This window comes from Vibrio sp. B4-6 (assembly GCF_963888245.1).
Classification (GTDB): domain Bacteria; phylum Pseudomonadota; class Gammaproteobacteria; order Enterobacterales; family Vibrionaceae; genus Vibrio; species Vibrio anguillarum.
Map to the genome: position 1 here is coordinate 245,896 of NZ_CAWPIM010000033.1, position 18,780 is coordinate 264,675.

The following is an 18,780-nucleotide window of genomic DNA, read 5'->3' on the forward strand; positions in this document are numbered from 1 at the left end:
TAAGAAAAATTAACCCTGATAAATTTCCAGCCACTTATCCGCAACTACAGACAATGAATATCGGCTTTCAACATACTTTCGCGCATTTTCCCCAAGAGTTCTCCGCTCTTGCGGTGAAAGTGCTAAGGCTTGCTCAATAGAATTGGCTAATTTTTCACTATCGCGCGGTGGAACTAAATAGCCATAATCGCCCACTACTTCACGAACACCACCACAATCCGTAGCAATAACCACCCGTTCGGTTGCCATCGCTTCGAGCAAAACCATAGGCATCCCCTCCCAAGCGGATGACATTACATACAGATCTGCGGCTGACATCCAATCCACGATATCGAATCGCAGACCCAAAAGGACAACATATGACTTAAGCTCTAACTGCTCAATTAACGCCTCAATCGATGCAGATAATTCCCCCTTGCCTATAATGGCTAATTTAACATTAGGCTGCCGTTTGACCAGTTGGGCAAAAGCACGCAACAAATTGGGGTAATCTTTGGCTTCCGTAAACCGCCCCACCGCTAATAGCAACGTTTGATTAGCATTAAGCCCAAGTTCTTCTCGACAACGCTTACGAGCGATGGGTTTAAATGAAAATTTAACTAAATCAATACCATTATGCAATGCAACAATTCGTTCTGGTTTGGTGGCTTTTTTCGCGACAAAAGTATCGACCGCTTCTTGACTAACATTGGTGGTTAAATCGCACAATTTATCTGTTAAACGATAAGCCAGCATTCTTAATTTTCCGCCCTCATTATTACTGTGCGCAGTACAAATCAGACGAGGGATTGGAGAAGTTAAACACAGCAAACGGGAAAAAATATTGGCGTGTACCATGTGGCTATGCATCACATCAGGTTGAAATTTACGAATAAATTTTACGGCTTGCCAATACGCCTGTATAACCCCCAATGGCGTTTTATGCATCCTTAATTCAATTAGCTTTACTGTTGAGCTCTTGGGTTTATTAATGCCTTCCCCTGTTAACGAGAGCAAAAAAATGTCATGACCATGAGCCGATAATCGATCAATTAGGCTACAAACCTGAGTTTCAGCCCCCCCCATTCCGAGGCCAGTAATAACAAAAATTAATTTCATAGCCTACCAACTTTTAATTGTTTATTTAATAGTACATTTGAATCAGGTAATCTAGCCAACACACACAATATTATAAAAACATCACCAACAATCCGAGAAAAAAGGAATGGACCTTTAAATATGGAGACTAGAAATATAAACACTATGATAAATGCCTCACTAGTTCCAATTTTATTGCTTAAAAATAATTTCCTAGCAAGAAAAGCAAAACAAAACAAATATAAAATCAGTGAAAAAATACCATTCCCAAATATTATTCTTATAAATGAAACGTCCGATTTCACTCCTCCATCAAATGGAGGAAGAGAATTACCTATCAACAATCCGTGCCAATCATCAGGAAGAAAATAATGATTATTTATAAGATCATCCGTACTATAATCACCCAACCTTCCTGAATCAGATAACACCCCCTGAATAGGTAGTAATATATGCTCTACAGCAAATATTATTTGCGGATTAAAATACCCTTCAAACAGTTTAACAAAATATAGAATCAAATATAGTGAAATTAAAAAAGTGGTCAAATAAATTAACAATCTAGGCTTTCTAAATGATAGGAAAAACAAATATAAAGCCACCCCAACTAATAATGCATAAATACCCGTTCTACCTGATAACAATAATGAAGGCATAGTGAAAACAAGACATATATAAAATAATTTTTTATGCTCTCGAAATAATAGAATGAATGCACATGCTGCTATTATTGAATGCTCAGGATAGCCAGAGTAGAAACCAGGCTGGCGATAAATCATGTCAAATCTATCAATGAATTCTGGATTGTAATAAACAGGTAATCCATGCAATTCAGAAAAAAACTGAATATACATCATTATTGAATTAACCAACACAGCCACCATTATACCTTTGACGACATCAGTATAATTAATGGTGGTTAATGCTGTAACAGAAAAATAAAGTAACAAAATACGAACTGGCTTTAATGCATATTCTGATGTAATAATACCGCCATTATAAATGGCAGATAACAATGATATTGATAGAATCAGTAAGATAGATACAACAAATGGGTCAATTCTAAATTTTTTATCCCCTTTTAAAAGAGAAAAAACAAATAGGATCAATACACCTACATCAAAGAGACCGATCTTAGGAAATAATAATAAAAAAGGTATAATAAAAATCATAACTTCATTAAAATATATCTTTTGAAATGCGCACGATATAATCCACTTAGAATACATATTGGAACTATTAATGGAAAGAGAATTTTTTTTCTCTTAGAAAATTTAAGGAATAATATATGAGCTAATTTATGTATCGAGATAATCAATCTAGAATTATTTTCGCTAGATGGTATACAAGTATTCAGTCTATTTTCCATATAAAGATTTATTATCTTTTCTTTCATTAACATTTGATAATAAGAGTTCTTATTTGATATAGATGATCGATTAACTCTGTATTTTAACAAATAGCCTTGGACATTCCCAATTTTCATTCCTTTCATGAGAGCTCGCAATAAAAGATCATAATCTTCTGCATGCTTAACCTGTCGATACTTTAAATCTTTCAAGATATTTTTCTTAGCAAACCAAGTAGGATGATATGCAGGTGATTTAAAAAAAATTTCATGATTATTTTTAGTAACCATTTCTAATTGTTTTGACATTGGCTTTATTTCATCACCAAACTCATCAATACACAGCATATTACATCCGACAATATCAAGATTTTTATCTTCAAGAAATTTTCGTTGCTCACTAAGCCGATTTTCAAACGAAATATCATCGGCATCCATTCTTGCAATATATTTCCCCTTTGCTATCGAGATCATATAGTTTAGATTATAGATCAATCCTTTGTTACATGAGTTTTCGTAAAGTTTAATTCTGCTATCTGATTTTCCTATACTTTTAATCCATTCATTTACTGGTATGTTATCAGGGCAATCTAAAATTACTATTAATTCAAAATTGCTTTCATCTTGTGTCAAGATAGAATTGACTGAATCCTTAACCCATTCAAGAGGTTCTTTATATATTGGAAGAATAACAGATATAAGAGTATCAATCATCTCATTACCTTTTTCTTAACTATAAGAGCAAAATCAATAAGATTAATTATAGTTAAAAACTTGATAACCTTATGCTTGATTTTAATTTTAGAAAAGACCCAGAAACTTTTAAAAACATCAGTCATTTTACTTTTATTACTATATATCAACTTTATATCTACAATATCTTTCTCTTCATTTCTGTTTTTTTTGAATTCAATTATTGACCACAAATCAAGAAATAAATACCCTAAAAAACAAAAAGTAACAAGATCGTTATTAAACATTAGTTTCTTATCATAAGGTAGATATTGCGTGAAAGAATTATGCGTATTTTCTTTTATTTCACCATCGATATCTTCATCATAAAAATAATCGACATCTGATGATTTCCTCTTATTTGACAAAGAAAGAATTGCACTACCAGATAAAATTGCACTTGATGGATAACTCTCATTATTAAGCTTTTTTAAATAGTCAATACATATGTTACGATTAAATGAAAAGTTATTTATTAAAAGATTAAAGGCTTGTGACAATATAAATTTTGAATGAGCTATACATTGATCTCTACCATCTGTAATATGGACAGAGTGTTTACCGACACCTACAGTTTCTCTCAATTTATCTTTTAGTTCTAATAGATTTTCGCTTGTCTTAAACCAAACGATATATATGTATTTATCTTCATTTATACATGGAACAACCTTACCATCTGCTCCAGAAAATGAATTATCTACATTTCCAATCCAACTCTCACCAGAATAGAATTCGACAACTAAATTTTTAACTGATGTATATGTAGATTTCATGCTTTTAACAAAATAAATATCACTATAATCAGATAATAGCTCCAACAGGCCATCACCTTGCCAAATACAAGCCAGATTAATATCTTTTATGTATTTTAATCCATTTTTCAATGCTAATGAGCAATATTCATCAGACATACCATTATTAATAAAATATTGGTAACTATAATACTTACATTGTGAGTCTAGTTCTATAGTTAATACTTCAACATTACATTTTATAGTCGATGCAACTCTATGAGCCCCATCAAGTATATTTCCATCATTCCCAATAGGAATAATACTTTCCTCAGAACAAAAACCTGTTTTTCTTATACTTTCATAAATAGAAATAAACTCTTTTCTAAAAATATCATAGGAGTTCTTTCTTTTATTTCCTTTCTCTTTAACCGTGCCTTCTGTAATTATACATATATGTTTATCATATATCTCACTAGCTCTAGGATCACCCAGTTCAAGCATATCAAGATAGAGAAGCTTAAAAAAAAGATCAAAACGGCCTGGGGTGAGAAACTCAGTAGGATGCTTAATTGATTCTTTGCCAGATTTAAATCTTAAGAAATGATTTTCAACTTTCATTATCAACCTTACTAAATGAATATAAAAGTATAAAAAGAATAGATATCATATATATATATAATGGAAATATTCCGAGAGAAAAAAGAAAATTACCCCCATTCAATAAAAATAGTACAATAATACCTAACATCATGCAAAGTAACCTAACTCTCTCTTTCCTTATTCCATTAAAATAATTAAGGTTATTCCATAGAATACTTTGAAAAATTAACGTTATTGAGATCACATACAAAAAGTTAACTATAATAGAATAATCATTAGGTAATAGTTTTATAAGAAAAGGAATCGTAAAAACCCCAAATAAAGAAATCATAAAAGAAATACAGAAGCTGTATTTAAATGATTTTTTATAATGATTTTTTAATTCACTATTTCTGAGGTTATAAAATGCACTTTCCGTTGTAGCTAACGCTGAATTAACAATACTAAACAATGCATTATGCATTCGCATTGCAATAGCATATATGGCTGTAGTTTCTTTACTAAAGAAAAAACCAACAATTACCTTATCAATATTAAAAAAAGCGCTTCGTGCTAAACCCGATGCTAAAAACCATACTCCATCCTTCAATCTAAACTGATATTCACTAATACATGGCAAAGTAAATATTATTTTTTTATTGCTACTATAGATGACAGAATAAATATAAATTAAACATGAAAAAAATGAATACAAAACATAAAGGATGATAAAAAAACTCTCAGATGAATCAACATATGAAAGTAATGCACAAACTAAAAGGAAAAATAGAGAAATAGTAGTTCTCACTAGCGATAAAACCAACTCATTTCTTTCTTTTAATAAAGAAGCATAAGTAATAGCTTGAATTGAAACTATAAAGTGTTCAGCTAAAAAAATGGAAAATACCAATAAACTTAGATCATATAAAAGTGACAACAACAATAATAAAGAGATCAGAAAAAATGTATTTAATAGTGTTAATAATATTTCGGAAAAGTATATTTCTTTAACTTCTTTTTTAGAGGACATAATCAAGTTATATCCTCCAAAATTAACTACTGTAGCGGTTATTGCTGCGACTGATACGATAATAGAATACTCACCAAACGATTCTAGGGATAATGCTTTAACAAGCATACATATCCCAAAAAATCTTACTATCGACTCAAAAAAAGAGCTTGTCATAAGCTGGAGCATTTTAGCTGCTGTACCCGTCATAACGCTTATATTAACCAATATATTTATCTCGATAAGGTTTATAATTTATTTATCAATACCATAACTGTAGTTATAGTACCCATACCCATATGAGCTAGACGCTTTCTTCTCTACCGCATTAAAGATCACACCTTTCACTTCAATACCGGCTTGTTCAAAACGGTTTCTGGCGACATCAATCTCTTTGGCGGTATTTAGGCCAAAGCGTGCCACCATTAACGTTGTACCAGCATGGGCACCCACAATGCTTGGGTCAGTCACAGCAAGCACTGGTGGGGTATCAATAATCACTAGGTCATAATTTTGTGAAGCCCATTCAACTAAAGCTTTAAAACGTTGGTGCATAAGCAGTTCTGAAGGGTTGGGTGGCACTTGGCCGCGCGTCATAATGTCTAAGTTATCTACTTGGGTGGTTTTGATCGCTTGCGCGTAATCAATTTTGCCACTGAGCAGGTCTGAAAGGCCATTTTCCCATTTAACACCGAAAGGTTGTTGTAAGTAGCCTTTGCGCATGTCGGCATCAATCAGCAGCACTTTTTGCCCAGTTTTGGCTACAACCGCAGCAAAGTTAGTGGAAACAAACGATTTACCAATGCCCGGCGCAGGGCCAGAAATCATCACCACGTTGTTTTTGGCTTCTAACATCGCGAAGTGCAAACTGGTCCGTAGGCCGCGTAGCGCTTCAATAGAAAGGTCCGCCGGGTTACTTTCCGCCAGCAGCATCATCTCTTGCAGGGATTTACGCTTTTTATTGATTTTTTCTGCAAATTCCAACTGCATAATCGACTTAGGTACGCTGGCGTAAACCGAAAGGCCAAGCTGTTCAATATCATCTGGGTTTTCTACGCCGCGGTGCAGCGCCGCTTTCACCAATACCACGCCAACGCTTAATATGCCGCCAAGCAAGGTCGCGAGTACAACAAGCAGTGGTTTTTTCGGTTTCACGGCTTCTGCGTAGGTGGCTGCGCTGTCTAAAATGCGTACATTGCCGACCGTTCCGGCTTTAATGATGTTCAGCTCTTGCACTTTGTTCAGCAATTGAATGTAAATTTGCTGGTTTACTTGTACGTCACGCGTCATGCGTAAAATTTCGCGCTGGGTTTTAGGCAGCTTTTGTACTTGCTGATTTAAGCGCTCTTTTTCACCAAGCAAGATTTGGCGTTTATCCAATAGTGATTTGTACGCTGGGTGGTCAGTGGTGAAACGCTGGCTCACTTCACTCTCTTTAAACGTGAGTTCGTTAAGCTGCGCCTCTAGCTTCACCATCACTTCTAAGGTGGATTTCGCTTCTAAACTTAAATCAATCGAATCATTGGCTTGGCGGTAGCGGTTTAATACATCTTCCGCGCTGTCTAATTCTGTTTTAATGGTTGGCAGGTGGCCTTTTAAGAAAGCTAGGCTTTTTTCAGCTTCTGCCGAATTGCGCTGCACGTTCTGCAAAAAATAGTTTTGGCTTATATCATCCAAAATCGCTTGAATTTGGCTAGGGTTTTCGCCGGTGAAAGAGAGCTCAACAATGCCGGTTTGTTTACCGCGTTCAATCACTGATAAGTTATCTTTCAGCCATTTAATCGCATCTAACTCACTTTGTTTACTGATGTTAAATGCAAAACCGCTATTGGCATCTAAATCGGTGACAAACAGTTGGTAATCATCACTTTTTGCCAGTTCACCGACTTTACCGCTGAGTATTACGCGACCATCTTCACGCACTAACTGGTAGGTTTTTTGTTCTGCATCCTGCACCACTATTTGGTGGCCCGTTTGCCATGCATAACTTGGCAGTTCAAAGCGGCTGACTTGAATGCGGTTGATTTGCCCGCGAAGGCGCGCAATGCCTTTACCAATAACGAGAAAGTAATCCGGCTCAACTAAGGTTGTTAGGTTAAATTTATGAACAGTGTCGCCTAAAATCATCCGTGATTTGATGATTTCAATTTCAGTGGTGGCGGATGATTCAGAAGAGAAGAGATCGCTCATTTCCCCGCCGACTAATGATGAAATACCGCCAGAGCCTTTTTGTTCGATTTGAATCAAAGCATCGGCTTTGTATATCGGTGTTGAGAGCAAGGCAAAGGCAATGCCAAAGATAGCAAAGAAAGTGGTCGTCACGAGAATGATCCATTTGCCATCCAGCAGAAGGCCAAACAATTTACCGAGATCGATTTCGTCAGAAGTGGTGTCGACGCGTTGTTTAATCTGTTGTGCTGTCATTGTGTTTAAAGTCCTAACGGCCTGTTTTGGCTTATGGTGATTACAGCTTTTTGGCCCAAGCTTGCGCGGCTTGGTCAATTAACTGGTAGGCATGGTCAAATGCTTCTTTGCTTTGGCGATATGGGTCGGGGATGTCTTGCTGGCCTATCCATTGCCCAAATAACATGGCTTTGCCGCGTGCTTCAGGGGCTATCTCACTTAATGCACTAATGTGCCCCTTTTCCATCACGAGAATTAAATCATACTGGCTGCAAAGCGCTGACGTGAGCTGCTGTGATGCATGACCAGCTAAATCAATGCCATGTTCGGCAGCAACTTGGCTGGCCATGGTATCGGCGGGTTTGCCCTCAAGATGGCTTTTGGCGCTAGCAATACCAGCCGAAGCCACTTCTTTATTCGGCAATAGCTTTTGTAATACTCGCTCGCCTGTTGGTGAACGGCAGATGTTACCGACACACACCACTAATATTTTAGAAAACACGTTTTTTCTCTTATTTACTATTCAGTTATGGCCAATTTTTCACCCGTAACGCACCTTCAGACAGCTCATTAAAGCCGCTGATGGTTGGCAACAATTGCCTGATCAAACGGTTCCAGCGCCCAACAGGCGTGGTGGTAACATACACCACATCATAAGGTTGCAATTCAAACTCTGTGCCCATAACTAACGCCGTCGCATCTTGCATATTGAGCTGGTAAATATTGGCGATAGGGTCATCTTGGTTGGGCGCCGCGTGGCTTAACACGGCTTGCTGTTGTTGCGCGCCGCGAATCACAAAAATACCCGTGGCATCGGCTTCGTATTCATTAATGCCGCCGACTGTGCTCAAGGCTTCGGTCAGGCTCATACCTGTACGGTCAATTTTCAGCATTTGTGGCTGTTTGACTTCGCCCATCACAAACACTTTTTGCCCGTCGTTACGTGGCACATGCACGATATCGCTATCGCGCAGTAAGCGGTTTTGCGTTAAATCGCCTTTCTGGATCAAAGCATAAAGAGAAAGAAGTTCCTCTTTACCATTACGAGTCAGCGTCACATTGCGCCAATCTGCATCCGTGGTAATACCACCAGCACGGTTAATTGCATCTAATAATGTTAAGGGAATATTTGAGATGGCTTGCTGACCCGGCGTTTTAACTTCACCAGTAATGTAGGATTTTTGCGAGCGGAAAGAAGCGACGTTGACATCTACCTGAGGTGACTCAATGTACTTAGCTAACTTTTCTGAAATCACTTGGCGGATTTCCGTTACGGTTTTGTCCGCCACACTCACTTCACCAATGTAAGGGTAAAAGATGGTGCCATCCGCATGGACCCAGTTACCCGCTTCCGCCGAACTGCGGTATGAACCGGCAGGAATGGTTAACTCCGGGTGATCCCAGATGGTGATATTAAGCACATCACCAGGGCCGATGTAATATTCGTAGCGAGCAATTTCTTGTTCTAATGGAGCATTGGGTTGGGTAATAGGCTGATTTTTATATTTTTTCAGCTCTTTAATAAAAGCAGGAGTAAGGGGGTAGACATTCACTTGAGAAGATAAGGATTCGTTGCTTTCTGCTTCCCATGCGGCATTTCTTTCACCCGTAGGTAGGTGTGAACCCGGAATGGTGCACCCCGTTAAAACTACTGAGGCGATGATCAAAGGCAAATACTTTTTTGACACGCGAACGTTCCTGCTATTTCAATCACAGTCATGACCAAGGTGCTTATATGAAGCCAAGGCACATGAGTAATGTGTTTATATATCAATGTGCTAGAAGTCATACATAAAAACTTGCTGGCACGCTACCGCCCTAGGGCGCTCCCTATGACGGTGTTAAATACGTTTAAGCCGATGACAATTGAAAATAGGTTATTCATTAAAATGCAGCACAGCACCCACTAATCAGACGTTCAAATTACAATATAATCAATAAAAGAGTAATGAAAATAAAATTTGATTTATCAATTTTTTGTACTATCAAAGGCTGCGGAATGATACATAGGTTACTATTGAATGTGAAGTAAGTATTTTCCTACCCTGTAAGTATTTTCCTTATTGATTTCGCTTTATTTACTATTAAGTTAGTTAATAGCTGATTATTTTTTAATCTTAATTGAAATAGTCGATTCGCCTAGAGTGCAACTTGTTTACATTGACATCAATAATGTTTATTGTTGCGACGCCCAATCTATATTGGGCATACATCGATGTAATTAAACTTCATGGGGAATACTATGAAAAAAACAGCAATCGCACTATTAGCATCTTTTGCTTTTGGTGGCGTAGCGATGGCTGCTGTTGAAGAGACAACAGCAGCGTCAACCACTGGCGGAGCCGCTGGCGGTACAGCAGCGACAACGGCAGCAGTAGGTACAGTAACGGCAACGTCTGTAGCTATCGGTGGTGCACTTGTAGCGGGTGTAGTAGTTGCAGCAAGCAATTCAGGTACTTCTACTACCACTACAGTAACCGCAGCGCAATAAGCGCCTGCTTAATTCACAACCGCCATTGGCGGTTGTTTTTTAAATATTCAAATGACGAATTTTTATTATTAAGCCCCTATTATGAAGTTTGCTATTCACTCGTTATTTATTTGTTGCGGTTTTTTAATTACAGGCTGTACACAAAACACTCAATATTTTACTGATTCTTTAAATCTTGCTCTATTTGGCCCTGAATCATTAAGTATCTCGCAAAATAAAATTAATGAGTTGCCCTACGCTAGTATTTATGTAAAGCAAGGTGATAACCCTCAAGCATTAATGATATTAGCTTGGGCCGAAAAAGAGTCTAGCCAATTTCAATCCAACCCGCTGGCTTTAAAATATTTATCCGCAAATCATGAGATGATCGTTACCTCTGCAGGGCGAATCACTAAAACCGTGAATTTGCTGGATGCGAATTTATCCAATATTCGATCGCAGCAGCCTGATCCTCTAGCGATTGGTTTACATGATTCCAGCACCCCGCGCTACTGGGAATATGAGATCAGCTGGCAGCCGGGCTATCACACCCAGTATCACGCTCAATCTCGCTTTGTTATACAAGGTGAGGAGCAAAAGCTATTGCCACAGGGCGCTAGAAATTTATTACATGTAGTAGAAAATGTGACGATTTTAGCGATTGACCAACATTACACGAATCACTATTGGCTTGAGCCAAGCAGTGGCGAAGTCGTCGCCAGCGAACAAACGCCAGCTCCCGGCATGGCGCGCTTTGAACTGATTGTTGCTAAACCTTTCTCAGGAGCGAATAAGTCATGATTCTATGGCCTAACTTAATACGCTACGTTTGGCTAGAAAAACGCACGTTACTGAGCGCATCAGTGCCAAAAGCTACATTAATAAAACCCACATTAATGAAGCATTTTCTGCTGGGCGTATTATGCGCACTATCACCGGCTGCCTATAGTGCACCGGCTAGTGTGGTTGAAGTGAGAAGCGCAGAGAAACCTGCCCTCTCCCTCTCTTTTGCATCTGTGCCAAGAGTGGATGAATTAGTCATCAATGCGCTAAATGCCAGTGCGCAATTACCTGCCGATATCGATTGGCTAAGCAGCGCCTTGTTTGATGTGACCAGCCCGTATCAAAAAAAGCAGCAGGTTCTGCTTGCGATCACCCATCAAGAAAGTTTGGCCGCATCGGCTCACAAAAAGCGCTGGCGTCAGCTGAAAGAGCAGCTACGCGCGAATGCTTTTGCACAGCGTATTTTTACTCCGCTTGATCCCGACATCACGCGCATCACTACCAGTCAGAACCCGAAATTACAAGGTCAATGGCTGCTGTCACTCAATACGTTACCCACCACGGTATCAGTTTTGGGGAATGTTAAACAAGCTGGTGACATGGCTTGGAAACCACGCACCGATGCGGGTCATTATGTTCGCTCGGCAGGCCTTGCTGAGGCGGATATCTCGCAAGTATGGGTGATTCAACCCGATGGTCACGCCTCACTGCATGATATCGCCTATTGGAATCACGACTTTCAAGATATCGCGCCCGGAGCGACACTTTACGTGCCTTTCCCTATCGAAACGACGTCACTTTATCCTCAATATTCACTACACAATGTGAACGACATTGTCGTTGAACTGCTGCGAAATCAATTGCCATGATGAAACTGAGTTATCTTTCGTCTTCGACGATTCAACCACCTCGCGTCACTTGTATGGCGTGCTGCATTGCGTTTAGTTTGGCGTTACCGAGCCAAGCTGACGAATTCAGCTACCCGACGCTGGTGCATTCTCAAACTGATTTTGGTGGTACAGGCTTAATACAGATGCCCAGTGCCCGCATGATGCCAGAAGGCCAATTCAGTTTAAGCGTCACAAACAACGATGATTACATTCATTACGTCAGTTCACTCCAACTCTTCCCATGGCTAGAAGCGACAATTCGTTACACGCAAGTGCATGAGCTACTTTACAGCGGCGATACCAGCTTTAGCGGTGATACGAAATACACGGATAAATCGATTGATGCCAAACTGCGTTTGCTAGAAGAGGGATATTGGCTGCCAGAAGTGTCGGTAGGGTTACGTGATGTTGGCGGTACAGGTTTGTTTGATGGCGAATTTATTGCAGCCAGTAAACGTTTTGGCCCATTGGATGTCACACTCGGCGTTGGCTGGGGTTATTTGGGTAACAACGCGAACTTAACGGGTGATAAATCCTCAACACCAGATTGCGGTCGCGATGGTAGTTACAGTGGTAAAGGCGGCCAATTTGATATTGGACGGATGTTCACGGGTTGTACGTCGCTGTTTGGTGGGGTTGAATACCAAACACCTTGGCAACCACTGCGTCTAAAAGTGGAATACGATGGCAATGATTACCGCAGTGATTTTCCCGTCACCCGTGGTGATGCAGTAATGCCCGTTTCAACACCGTGGAACTTTGGTGTGGTATACGCTCTTGCTGATTGGGCCGATTTACGCCTTAGCTATGAACGCGGTAATACCTTTACCGCAGGCATTACCTTGGATACGAACTTGGCGACCATGCAACCGGTGTGGGTTGATGAACCCAAACCCAGTTATGCTCCAAAATCGAAATCACATGAGTTAGACGATGCTGAATGGCAAACGCTGCTTCATGACCTTGATGTAATCGCCGGTTATAAACAAGCGACTTTGTACCAAGATGATGCCACCCTCACGATTGAAGCTGAACAATATAAGTATCGCGATCGCAAAGAAGCGCATGAACGCGCCGCATTGCTGCTGGCGAATCAAGGCATTGATGCACAGACATATCGCATCATCGAGACGGCCAATAATCAGCCTCTCACTGAAACCAGAATAAAAGCGAATGCGTTTGCCCGCGTTGCTGACCGTGATTACCCTAACGCTCACATCACCGATGCCAGTGCGCGTGGTAACCCTGTCGCGATCAATGGCGAAGTAAAAGCGCAGCAGTATGATGCGTGGCAATTTGGTTTAGCGCCTGTGTTGCAGCAGTCTTTTGGCGGCTCTGAAGACTTTTATTTGTACGCTCTTGGTGTCAGTGCTAATGCCAGCGTACAAACACGAGATCATTGGCTACTCTCTGGCAGCCTTTATGGCAACCTTGCCGATAACTACGACAAATACAAGTACACCGTACCGCCAGATGGTACTGATTTGAAACGGGTTCGTACCTTGTCTCGACAATATTATGAAGATGCCGTTCGCCTTGATAGCCTGCAACTAACCTACTTTGATACTTTCGGCCAAAGTTGGTTTGGTCAAAGCTACGCAGGGTATCTCGAAACCATGTTTGCTGGTGTCGGCGGCGAAATACTCTATCGTCCATTAGGCAAAAATTGGGCAGTTGGGATTGACGGAAACTATGTAAAACAGCGCGACCCTGACACCGCTTTCGGCCTGTATAAAGAAGAAGTGCATTATGATCCACAAACGAAGAAAAACTATCGAGTACAGACGGGCACAGTAACAGGCCATGCAACGCTCTATTGGCAGCCTAAATTTTGGTCATTGATCGACAATACGTTACTTAAGGTCAGTGCAGGGCGTTACTTAACCGACGATATCGGTATGTCGGTCGATTTTTCTAAACAGTTTGATAGTGGTGTAATTGCCGGGGCGTTTATTTCTAAAACCAACCTTTCTGCAGAAGAGTTTGGTGAAGGCAGTTTTACCAAGGGATTTTATGTTTCAATTCCTATGGACTTGATGACCATTCGGCCGAGTACACAGCGCGTGACCGTATCTTGGTTACCGATTCAACGTGATGGTGGGCAAATGCTGAACCGACAATATCGCTTGTACGATATGACGGATGCACGCTCCCCTTGGTATGGTCGCCCTATCTCAAGCAACTAGCTTAGACTATCGTTACTAATAAGAAGAGAGCTCATTTATGGGCTCTCTTTTTAATGCCTGCCTAAAGAATATCCCTACTTTTCAACAAGAAACAGCCAACCCACTATTGACCAAGTTATCCACTATAACTATTTTTTATGTGACACATGGCAATGTAATCCATTGCATCTATACTTTATTAGGTAAACACATTTGATCTAGATGCGCATCAAGATCTCGGTATTGTTGGCTTTGAATAGGAGGTTCTTATGTTCCTTCAGCCTGTTATCGGATCTCATTTCTGTCGGTTATCTCGTTACTCAATGTTAGTGCTTACTTTCATTCTAGTGGGTTGCGCAGGATCTAACGGGCAAACCATGAAAGCGCAAAATCCCCCAGCGATTAATTATGAATTCACCGGTATTCCATTGCTGTATTTTGGTTATGGATCGAGTGTGCCCTTAACTCCAAATTTAAGCTTAACTGCAGCTCATGTGGCAAAAATGAATTATGCCAAAGTAGTGGCTTACCATCCCACTTGTGATGTGGCTTTGATCGAGTCAGACAACCAACATGCTGTACTTCCAGAATTAGGACTAGTTTATCAAGGAGAAAAAATAGAGGCGTTTGGTGTGAGTGGTAGTGGTGATGTGGTGATGGGGAAAGGGACGTACCATTTGGACTTAAACTTCGTTAATAGCCGTTACTTCAGCAAATGCCCAGCCAGCATTACCGACGCCCCCATACGTTCGGGCATGAGTGGCGGTGGTGCATTCAATGCACAAGGCGAATTGGTCGGTATATTAGCGGCTATTGCCAATAAAACAGATACGAGGCTTGTGAACGGAGAAGAATTAGATATCGAACGCTTAAGCATTTTTGTTTCGATCAATTTCATCCAACCGTGGTTGAAAGCACAAGTGAACACTTACCACCACGGAGAATATCAATGGCCAAATGTAGAAACGAACGAAACAAGGTTAGCGCGGCAGCAGTAAACTCAATAAGCAGAATGGATAGCCGATAGAGATTATCTGTTCGGCTATATTTTCTAGGCTTCATCGCTTATTCTGTTTTCAGTCTTCTTCTCTTCAGATTTAGCCAATTTTTTCCACACCAAATCACAAATACCATCACTAGGAGTAAAACCTGTCGGTGCTTCAAGCAGCAGCTCACGGATCCGCTCGTGGTCAAAGTTATGGCAAGCGATGTCGAGTTCTTCCAAAAGATGCATGTATTGAGGTAACGGTAAGTTTACTTCTGTCGCAGTCATAATTCGCTCATGCGCCGTATTCTCAACATTGTCACCTATCAGAAGCTCTTCATACAGCTTCTCACCGGGGCGTAGGCCTGTATAACTAATTTCAATATCACCGTATGGGTTAGATTCGTCTTTCACTTCCAACCCAGAAAGCTGAATAAGATTTTTGGCAAGATCTGAAATACGCACAGATTCCCCCATATCGAGAACGAAGACATCACCACCTTTGCCCATCGCTCCTGCTTGGATCACTAACTGTGCGGCTTCTGGAATGGTCATAAAATAACGCGTTATTTCAGGATCAGTAACAGTTAAAGGGCCGCCTGTTGCTATCTGTTTTTTAAACAGTGGCACCACGGAACCAGAAGAACCCAACACATTACCAAAACGCACCATACAAAAACGGGTACCTTTAGGCTTCTCATTTTCTTGCTCTGCCAAGGCTTGTAAACCTAATTCAGCCATACGCTTAGTCGTACCCATTACATTAGTCGGCCTAACTGCTTTGTCTGTAGAGATAAGTACAAAAGACTCAACTTGAGCTTCTACTGCAGCTTTTGCGGTGTAGTAAGTACCAAACACATTGTTTCTTACCCCTTCAACGACATTGAACTCAACCAAAGGAACATGCTTATAGGCGGCGGCATGGTAAATGGTTTGAATGCTAAAGCTTTTCATCACCATTGATAAACGATTAATACGCTGAACAGAACCAAGCAGAGGTACGATTTCAATATTTAGTTTTTTGCGGACAATAAGTTGACTAAGCTCTCGATCAATTTGGTATAGCGCAAATTCAGACAACTCAAAAAGAATCAACTTTTTCGGCTGGCTGAGAATAATTTGTCGACACAATTCTGAACCAATCGAGCCCCCAGCCCCGGTGACCATAACGACTTTATCTTTAATGTTTGCTTCCATTAACGAGCGCTGTGGTGTAACCGGATCTCGCCCAAGTAAGTCCTCAATCGCAACGTCTTTTAGCTCATCAATACTCGCCTTACCTTCAACAATATCTTTCATATCTGGTACGGTAAGTACTTCCGCTGAAAGGTGAACCAAGGACTCCAGTATTTTCTTTCTTCGAGCACGTGAAGCACTTGGTACTGCAAGTAGTATCTGCTTTACATTATGTTTAGCAACTAGCCTATCTGCATGACCAACATTATGTACACACAACCCCATAATCACGGTATTTTCAAGGGTTTTATCTTCATCAATAAACCCTACTACTTTATGAGTTTCCGAATTTCTGAGCGCTAGTGCAAGCTGCCTTCCCGCTGAGCCCGCCCCATAAATCAGCACTGGCTTGTTTCCTTGACCATTAAGTTGAGCAACGAGCACACGAACAATAAGCCGTGAGCCCCCACACAAAAGGCAGAGAAAGGTTCCGTAAATAATGGGTAAAGAACGCGGAATAGGCGCACTAAAATAAAATGCAAGAACAGCAACAGAAGCCGCTGAAATCACCGTGCCAATACTGACCACCGCTAACGCATGAAAAGTAAGATAACGCAATACCGCACGGTAGAGCCCAAGCCGTGTGAAAGAAAGGATGGTGATGATAGCAACACAACCCAGAAGGTAAGGAACCGTTGGTGATTTGATCAAAGCAATTTCACCAATTCTTACCCAATAAGCGGCATAAAAAGAGAAGACGATAAAAAGAAGGTCAATAATGACGCTGATAATGCGCTTATTAACCCGCGATAAGTTCCAGATAAAGTTCAGCCTAGCCATATTATTTCTCTATATAAACCAACGCCAGTATTATACTGGCGTTAATTTTAAAAGTCTGTTGTAGATAAATTGAAAACTGCCCTACTTTACAGCATCACCGCTACCACTCCCCATTGCAGTCATAATGATGTATTTGAAGTAATCTTTAATGGTAAGCGAATCAATCATTTGTTTGTCTATTTTTGCCAATAACCGTGGTGTAGACATATCGATATTCTGCACTTGCGCAAGGCCAGTGATACCTGGTAGAACATCATATACTCCTAACGCATCACGTTCTTTAATCAATTCCTCTTGATTAAACAAGTTAGGACGTGGGCCCACTAAGCTCATTTCACCTTTTAGAACATTGATCAACTGTGGCAACTCATCGATTTTAGTTTTACGAAGAAAAGCGCCAAGTTTTGTAATCGATGTATTACTCGCTAAGTGGCTTGCTACAGACTTGGTTTCTACCGACATAGTACGAAACTTAATCAACTTGAATGGCTTTTTATTACGCCCCACACGTTCTTGCACAAAAACTGGAGAGCCGGTGTCAAACAAACCAATAATGATAACAATCAATAAGACTGGCCACAAAAATAGCAAGCCAAAGAAGGCAGCTAGGAAATCTAAAAGACGAATCATATTTTACCACTGTTCTTTTTTGACTGAAGAAAGGCTTCTGCCGTTTTTTTAAAGCCTTCCTCTAACGTTTGGGGAGGTGTCCAACCTAAGATTTCTTTAGTATGAGAGATATCAACCTGCAATGAACCTATCAACCTATCCACGACATTTGATTTATTAAATAATTTACCGACTAACTTGTAGCACCAGATAGGTACTGGCAGTTGCCATCTAGGCTTATCTAGCGCCCTTGCCATTTCACGGATCATTTGAGAAGTCGATACATCACAGTCATCCGAAACAAGAAATGTCTGATTAGCCGCTTTAGGATGATCAATACAGGTGATGATTAAATCAACAAGATTTGTAACCGATACGAAACTACGTTTATTTTGAGTAATGCAAGCAAATGGCAGAGGAACGCCTTTAGAGACCAGATTCATTAATGACGCAAAATTTGCTTTTACTCCAGGTCCATAAACTAAAGTAGGCCTAATGATAACCACTTCCAACCCGGTTTCCTCTGCTAGCTTATTAAGCTGTCTTTCTGCTTCTGATTTTGATTGTCCATAAGCGTCATTAAAACAAGGTACGTCAGAAGACTTAAATGGATATTGATTTAACGTTGATTCACCATTAACTTTTATCGAGCTAATAAAAACGAAACGTTTGACACCTGAGTCAACGGCTGATTTAGCAAGTTTTAAAGTCGCCTCAGTATTAACCGATCGGTATTCAGCTAAGGGATCTAGAGAAACATCATGCATAATGTGAGCCCTTGCTGCTGAGTGGATTACAACATCAACATCTTGAGTATGTAATCCCATATCGGGCATGTGTTTCAAGTCATACTCAATAAACTCGCCAGAATAATCATCTGGCCTATTACGACCTAAAACTACTACCGAGTTCGTTTTATCAATCGCTTTAAGGATATGCTTCCCGACAAATCCAGTACTTCCTGTGAGTAAAATTTTCAT

The 18,780-nt window shown here is 40.1% G+C and carries 16 protein-coding genes; 5 read left to right on the forward strand and 11 right to left on the reverse strand.

Annotated elements, in window-relative coordinates:
* Positions 1–9 precede the first annotated feature (9 nt).
* Genes AACV20_RS10450 through AACV20_RS10485 form a run of 8 tightly spaced genes read right to left on the reverse strand, consistent with a single transcriptional unit; the run spans position 10 to position 9,570 of the window.
* Positions 10–1,098: a glycosyltransferase gene (locus AACV20_RS10450; protein ID WP_170907217.1), complete on the reverse strand. Its 1,089-nt coding sequence runs from the start codon at positions 1,096–1,098 to the stop codon at positions 10–12.
* Complete coding sequence (locus AACV20_RS10455) at positions 1,095–2,249, reverse strand: hypothetical protein (RefSeq protein ID WP_170907218.1); 1,155 nt, start codon at positions 2,247–2,249, stop codon at positions 1,095–1,097. Before AACV20_RS10455 ends, AACV20_RS10450 begins: the two co-directional genes overlap by 4 nt.
* The gene (locus tag AACV20_RS10460) at positions 2,246–3,139 is read right to left on the reverse strand and encodes a glycosyltransferase family 2 protein (RefSeq protein WP_170907219.1); all 894 of its coding nucleotides are present in this window, start codon (positions 3,137–3,139) and stop codon (positions 2,246–2,248) included. Before AACV20_RS10460 ends, AACV20_RS10455 begins: the two co-directional genes overlap by 4 nt.
* Positions 3,136–4,509, reverse strand: a complete 1,374-nt coding sequence (locus tag AACV20_RS10465; RefSeq protein WP_170907220.1) for a hypothetical protein — start codon at positions 4,507–4,509, stop codon at positions 3,136–3,138. The genes AACV20_RS10460 and AACV20_RS10465 overlap by 4 nt, the downstream gene beginning before the upstream one ends.
* Positions 4,499–5,689, reverse strand: coding sequence for an oligosaccharide flippase family protein (locus tag AACV20_RS10470; RefSeq protein WP_017048901.1), 1,191 nt, complete (start codon positions 5,687–5,689; stop codon positions 4,499–4,501). The genes AACV20_RS10465 and AACV20_RS10470 overlap by 11 nt, the downstream gene beginning before the upstream one ends.
* 45 nt (positions 5,690–5,734) lie before the next feature.
* Positions 5,735–7,903 (reverse strand): polysaccharide biosynthesis tyrosine autokinase, encoded by a 2,169-nt coding sequence (locus AACV20_RS10475; RefSeq protein WP_170907221.1) that lies wholly within the window; start codon positions 7,901–7,903, stop codon positions 5,735–5,737.
* Between the two features lie 40 nt (positions 7,904–7,943).
* Positions 7,944–8,384: an arsenate reductase/protein-tyrosine-phosphatase family protein gene (locus AACV20_RS10480; protein ID WP_017045428.1), complete on the reverse strand. Its 441-nt coding sequence runs from the start codon at positions 8,382–8,384 to the stop codon at positions 7,944–7,946.
* Between the two features lie 25 nt (positions 8,385–8,409).
* The gene (locus tag AACV20_RS10485; RefSeq protein WP_170907222.1) at positions 8,410–9,570 is read right to left on the reverse strand and encodes a polysaccharide export protein; all 1,161 of its coding nucleotides are present in this window, start codon (positions 9,568–9,570) and stop codon (positions 8,410–8,412) included.
* Positions 9,571–10,124: 554 nt separating this feature from the next.
* Here AACV20_RS10485 and AACV20_RS10490 point away from each other — a divergent pair.
* The 5 genes from AACV20_RS10490 to AACV20_RS10510 all read left to right on the forward strand — a co-directional run bounded on the left by AACV20_RS10490 (position 10,125) and on the right by AACV20_RS10510 (position 15,188).
* Entirely contained in the window at positions 10,125–10,373 is a 249-nt protein-coding gene (locus tag AACV20_RS10490; RefSeq protein WP_064626008.1) for a hypothetical protein, read from the forward strand.
* A gap of 81 nt (positions 10,374–10,454) precedes the next feature.
* Positions 10,455–11,153: a YjbF family lipoprotein gene (locus AACV20_RS10495; RefSeq protein WP_170907223.1), complete on the forward strand. Its 699-nt coding sequence runs from the start codon at positions 10,455–10,457 to the stop codon at positions 11,151–11,153.
* Entirely contained in the window at positions 11,150–12,004 is an 855-nt protein-coding gene (locus tag AACV20_RS10500; protein ID WP_170907224.1) for a capsule biosynthesis GfcC family protein, read from the forward strand. Before AACV20_RS10495 ends, AACV20_RS10500 begins: the two co-directional genes overlap by 4 nt.
* A complete protein-coding gene (locus AACV20_RS10505) occupies positions 12,001–14,211 on the forward strand; it encodes a YjbH domain-containing protein (protein ID WP_170907225.1) in 2,211 nt (736 codons plus the stop codon). Before AACV20_RS10500 ends, AACV20_RS10505 begins: the two co-directional genes overlap by 4 nt.
* 248 nt (positions 14,212–14,459) lie before the next feature.
* Positions 14,460–15,188, forward strand: coding sequence for a S1 family peptidase (locus AACV20_RS10510; RefSeq protein WP_170907226.1), 729 nt, complete (start codon positions 14,460–14,462; stop codon positions 15,186–15,188).
* Positions 15,189–15,241: 53 nt separating this feature from the next.
* On the opposite strand, the gene AACV20_RS10515 is transcribed toward AACV20_RS10510, so the two are convergent.
* The 3 genes from AACV20_RS10515 to AACV20_RS10525 form a co-directional block, all read right to left on the reverse strand.
* Positions 15,242–17,191, reverse strand: coding sequence for a polysaccharide biosynthesis protein (locus tag AACV20_RS10515; protein WP_017045888.1), 1,950 nt, complete (start codon positions 17,189–17,191; stop codon positions 15,242–15,244).
* A gap of 81 nt (positions 17,192–17,272) precedes the next feature.
* Entirely contained in the window at positions 17,273–17,821 is a 549-nt protein-coding gene (locus tag AACV20_RS10520; RefSeq protein ID WP_017045889.1) for a sugar transferase, read from the reverse strand.
* Positions 17,818–18,780, reverse strand: coding sequence for a UDP-glucose 4-epimerase family protein (locus AACV20_RS10525; protein ID WP_170907227.1), 963 nt, complete (start codon positions 18,778–18,780; stop codon positions 17,818–17,820). Before AACV20_RS10525 ends, AACV20_RS10520 begins: the two co-directional genes overlap by 4 nt.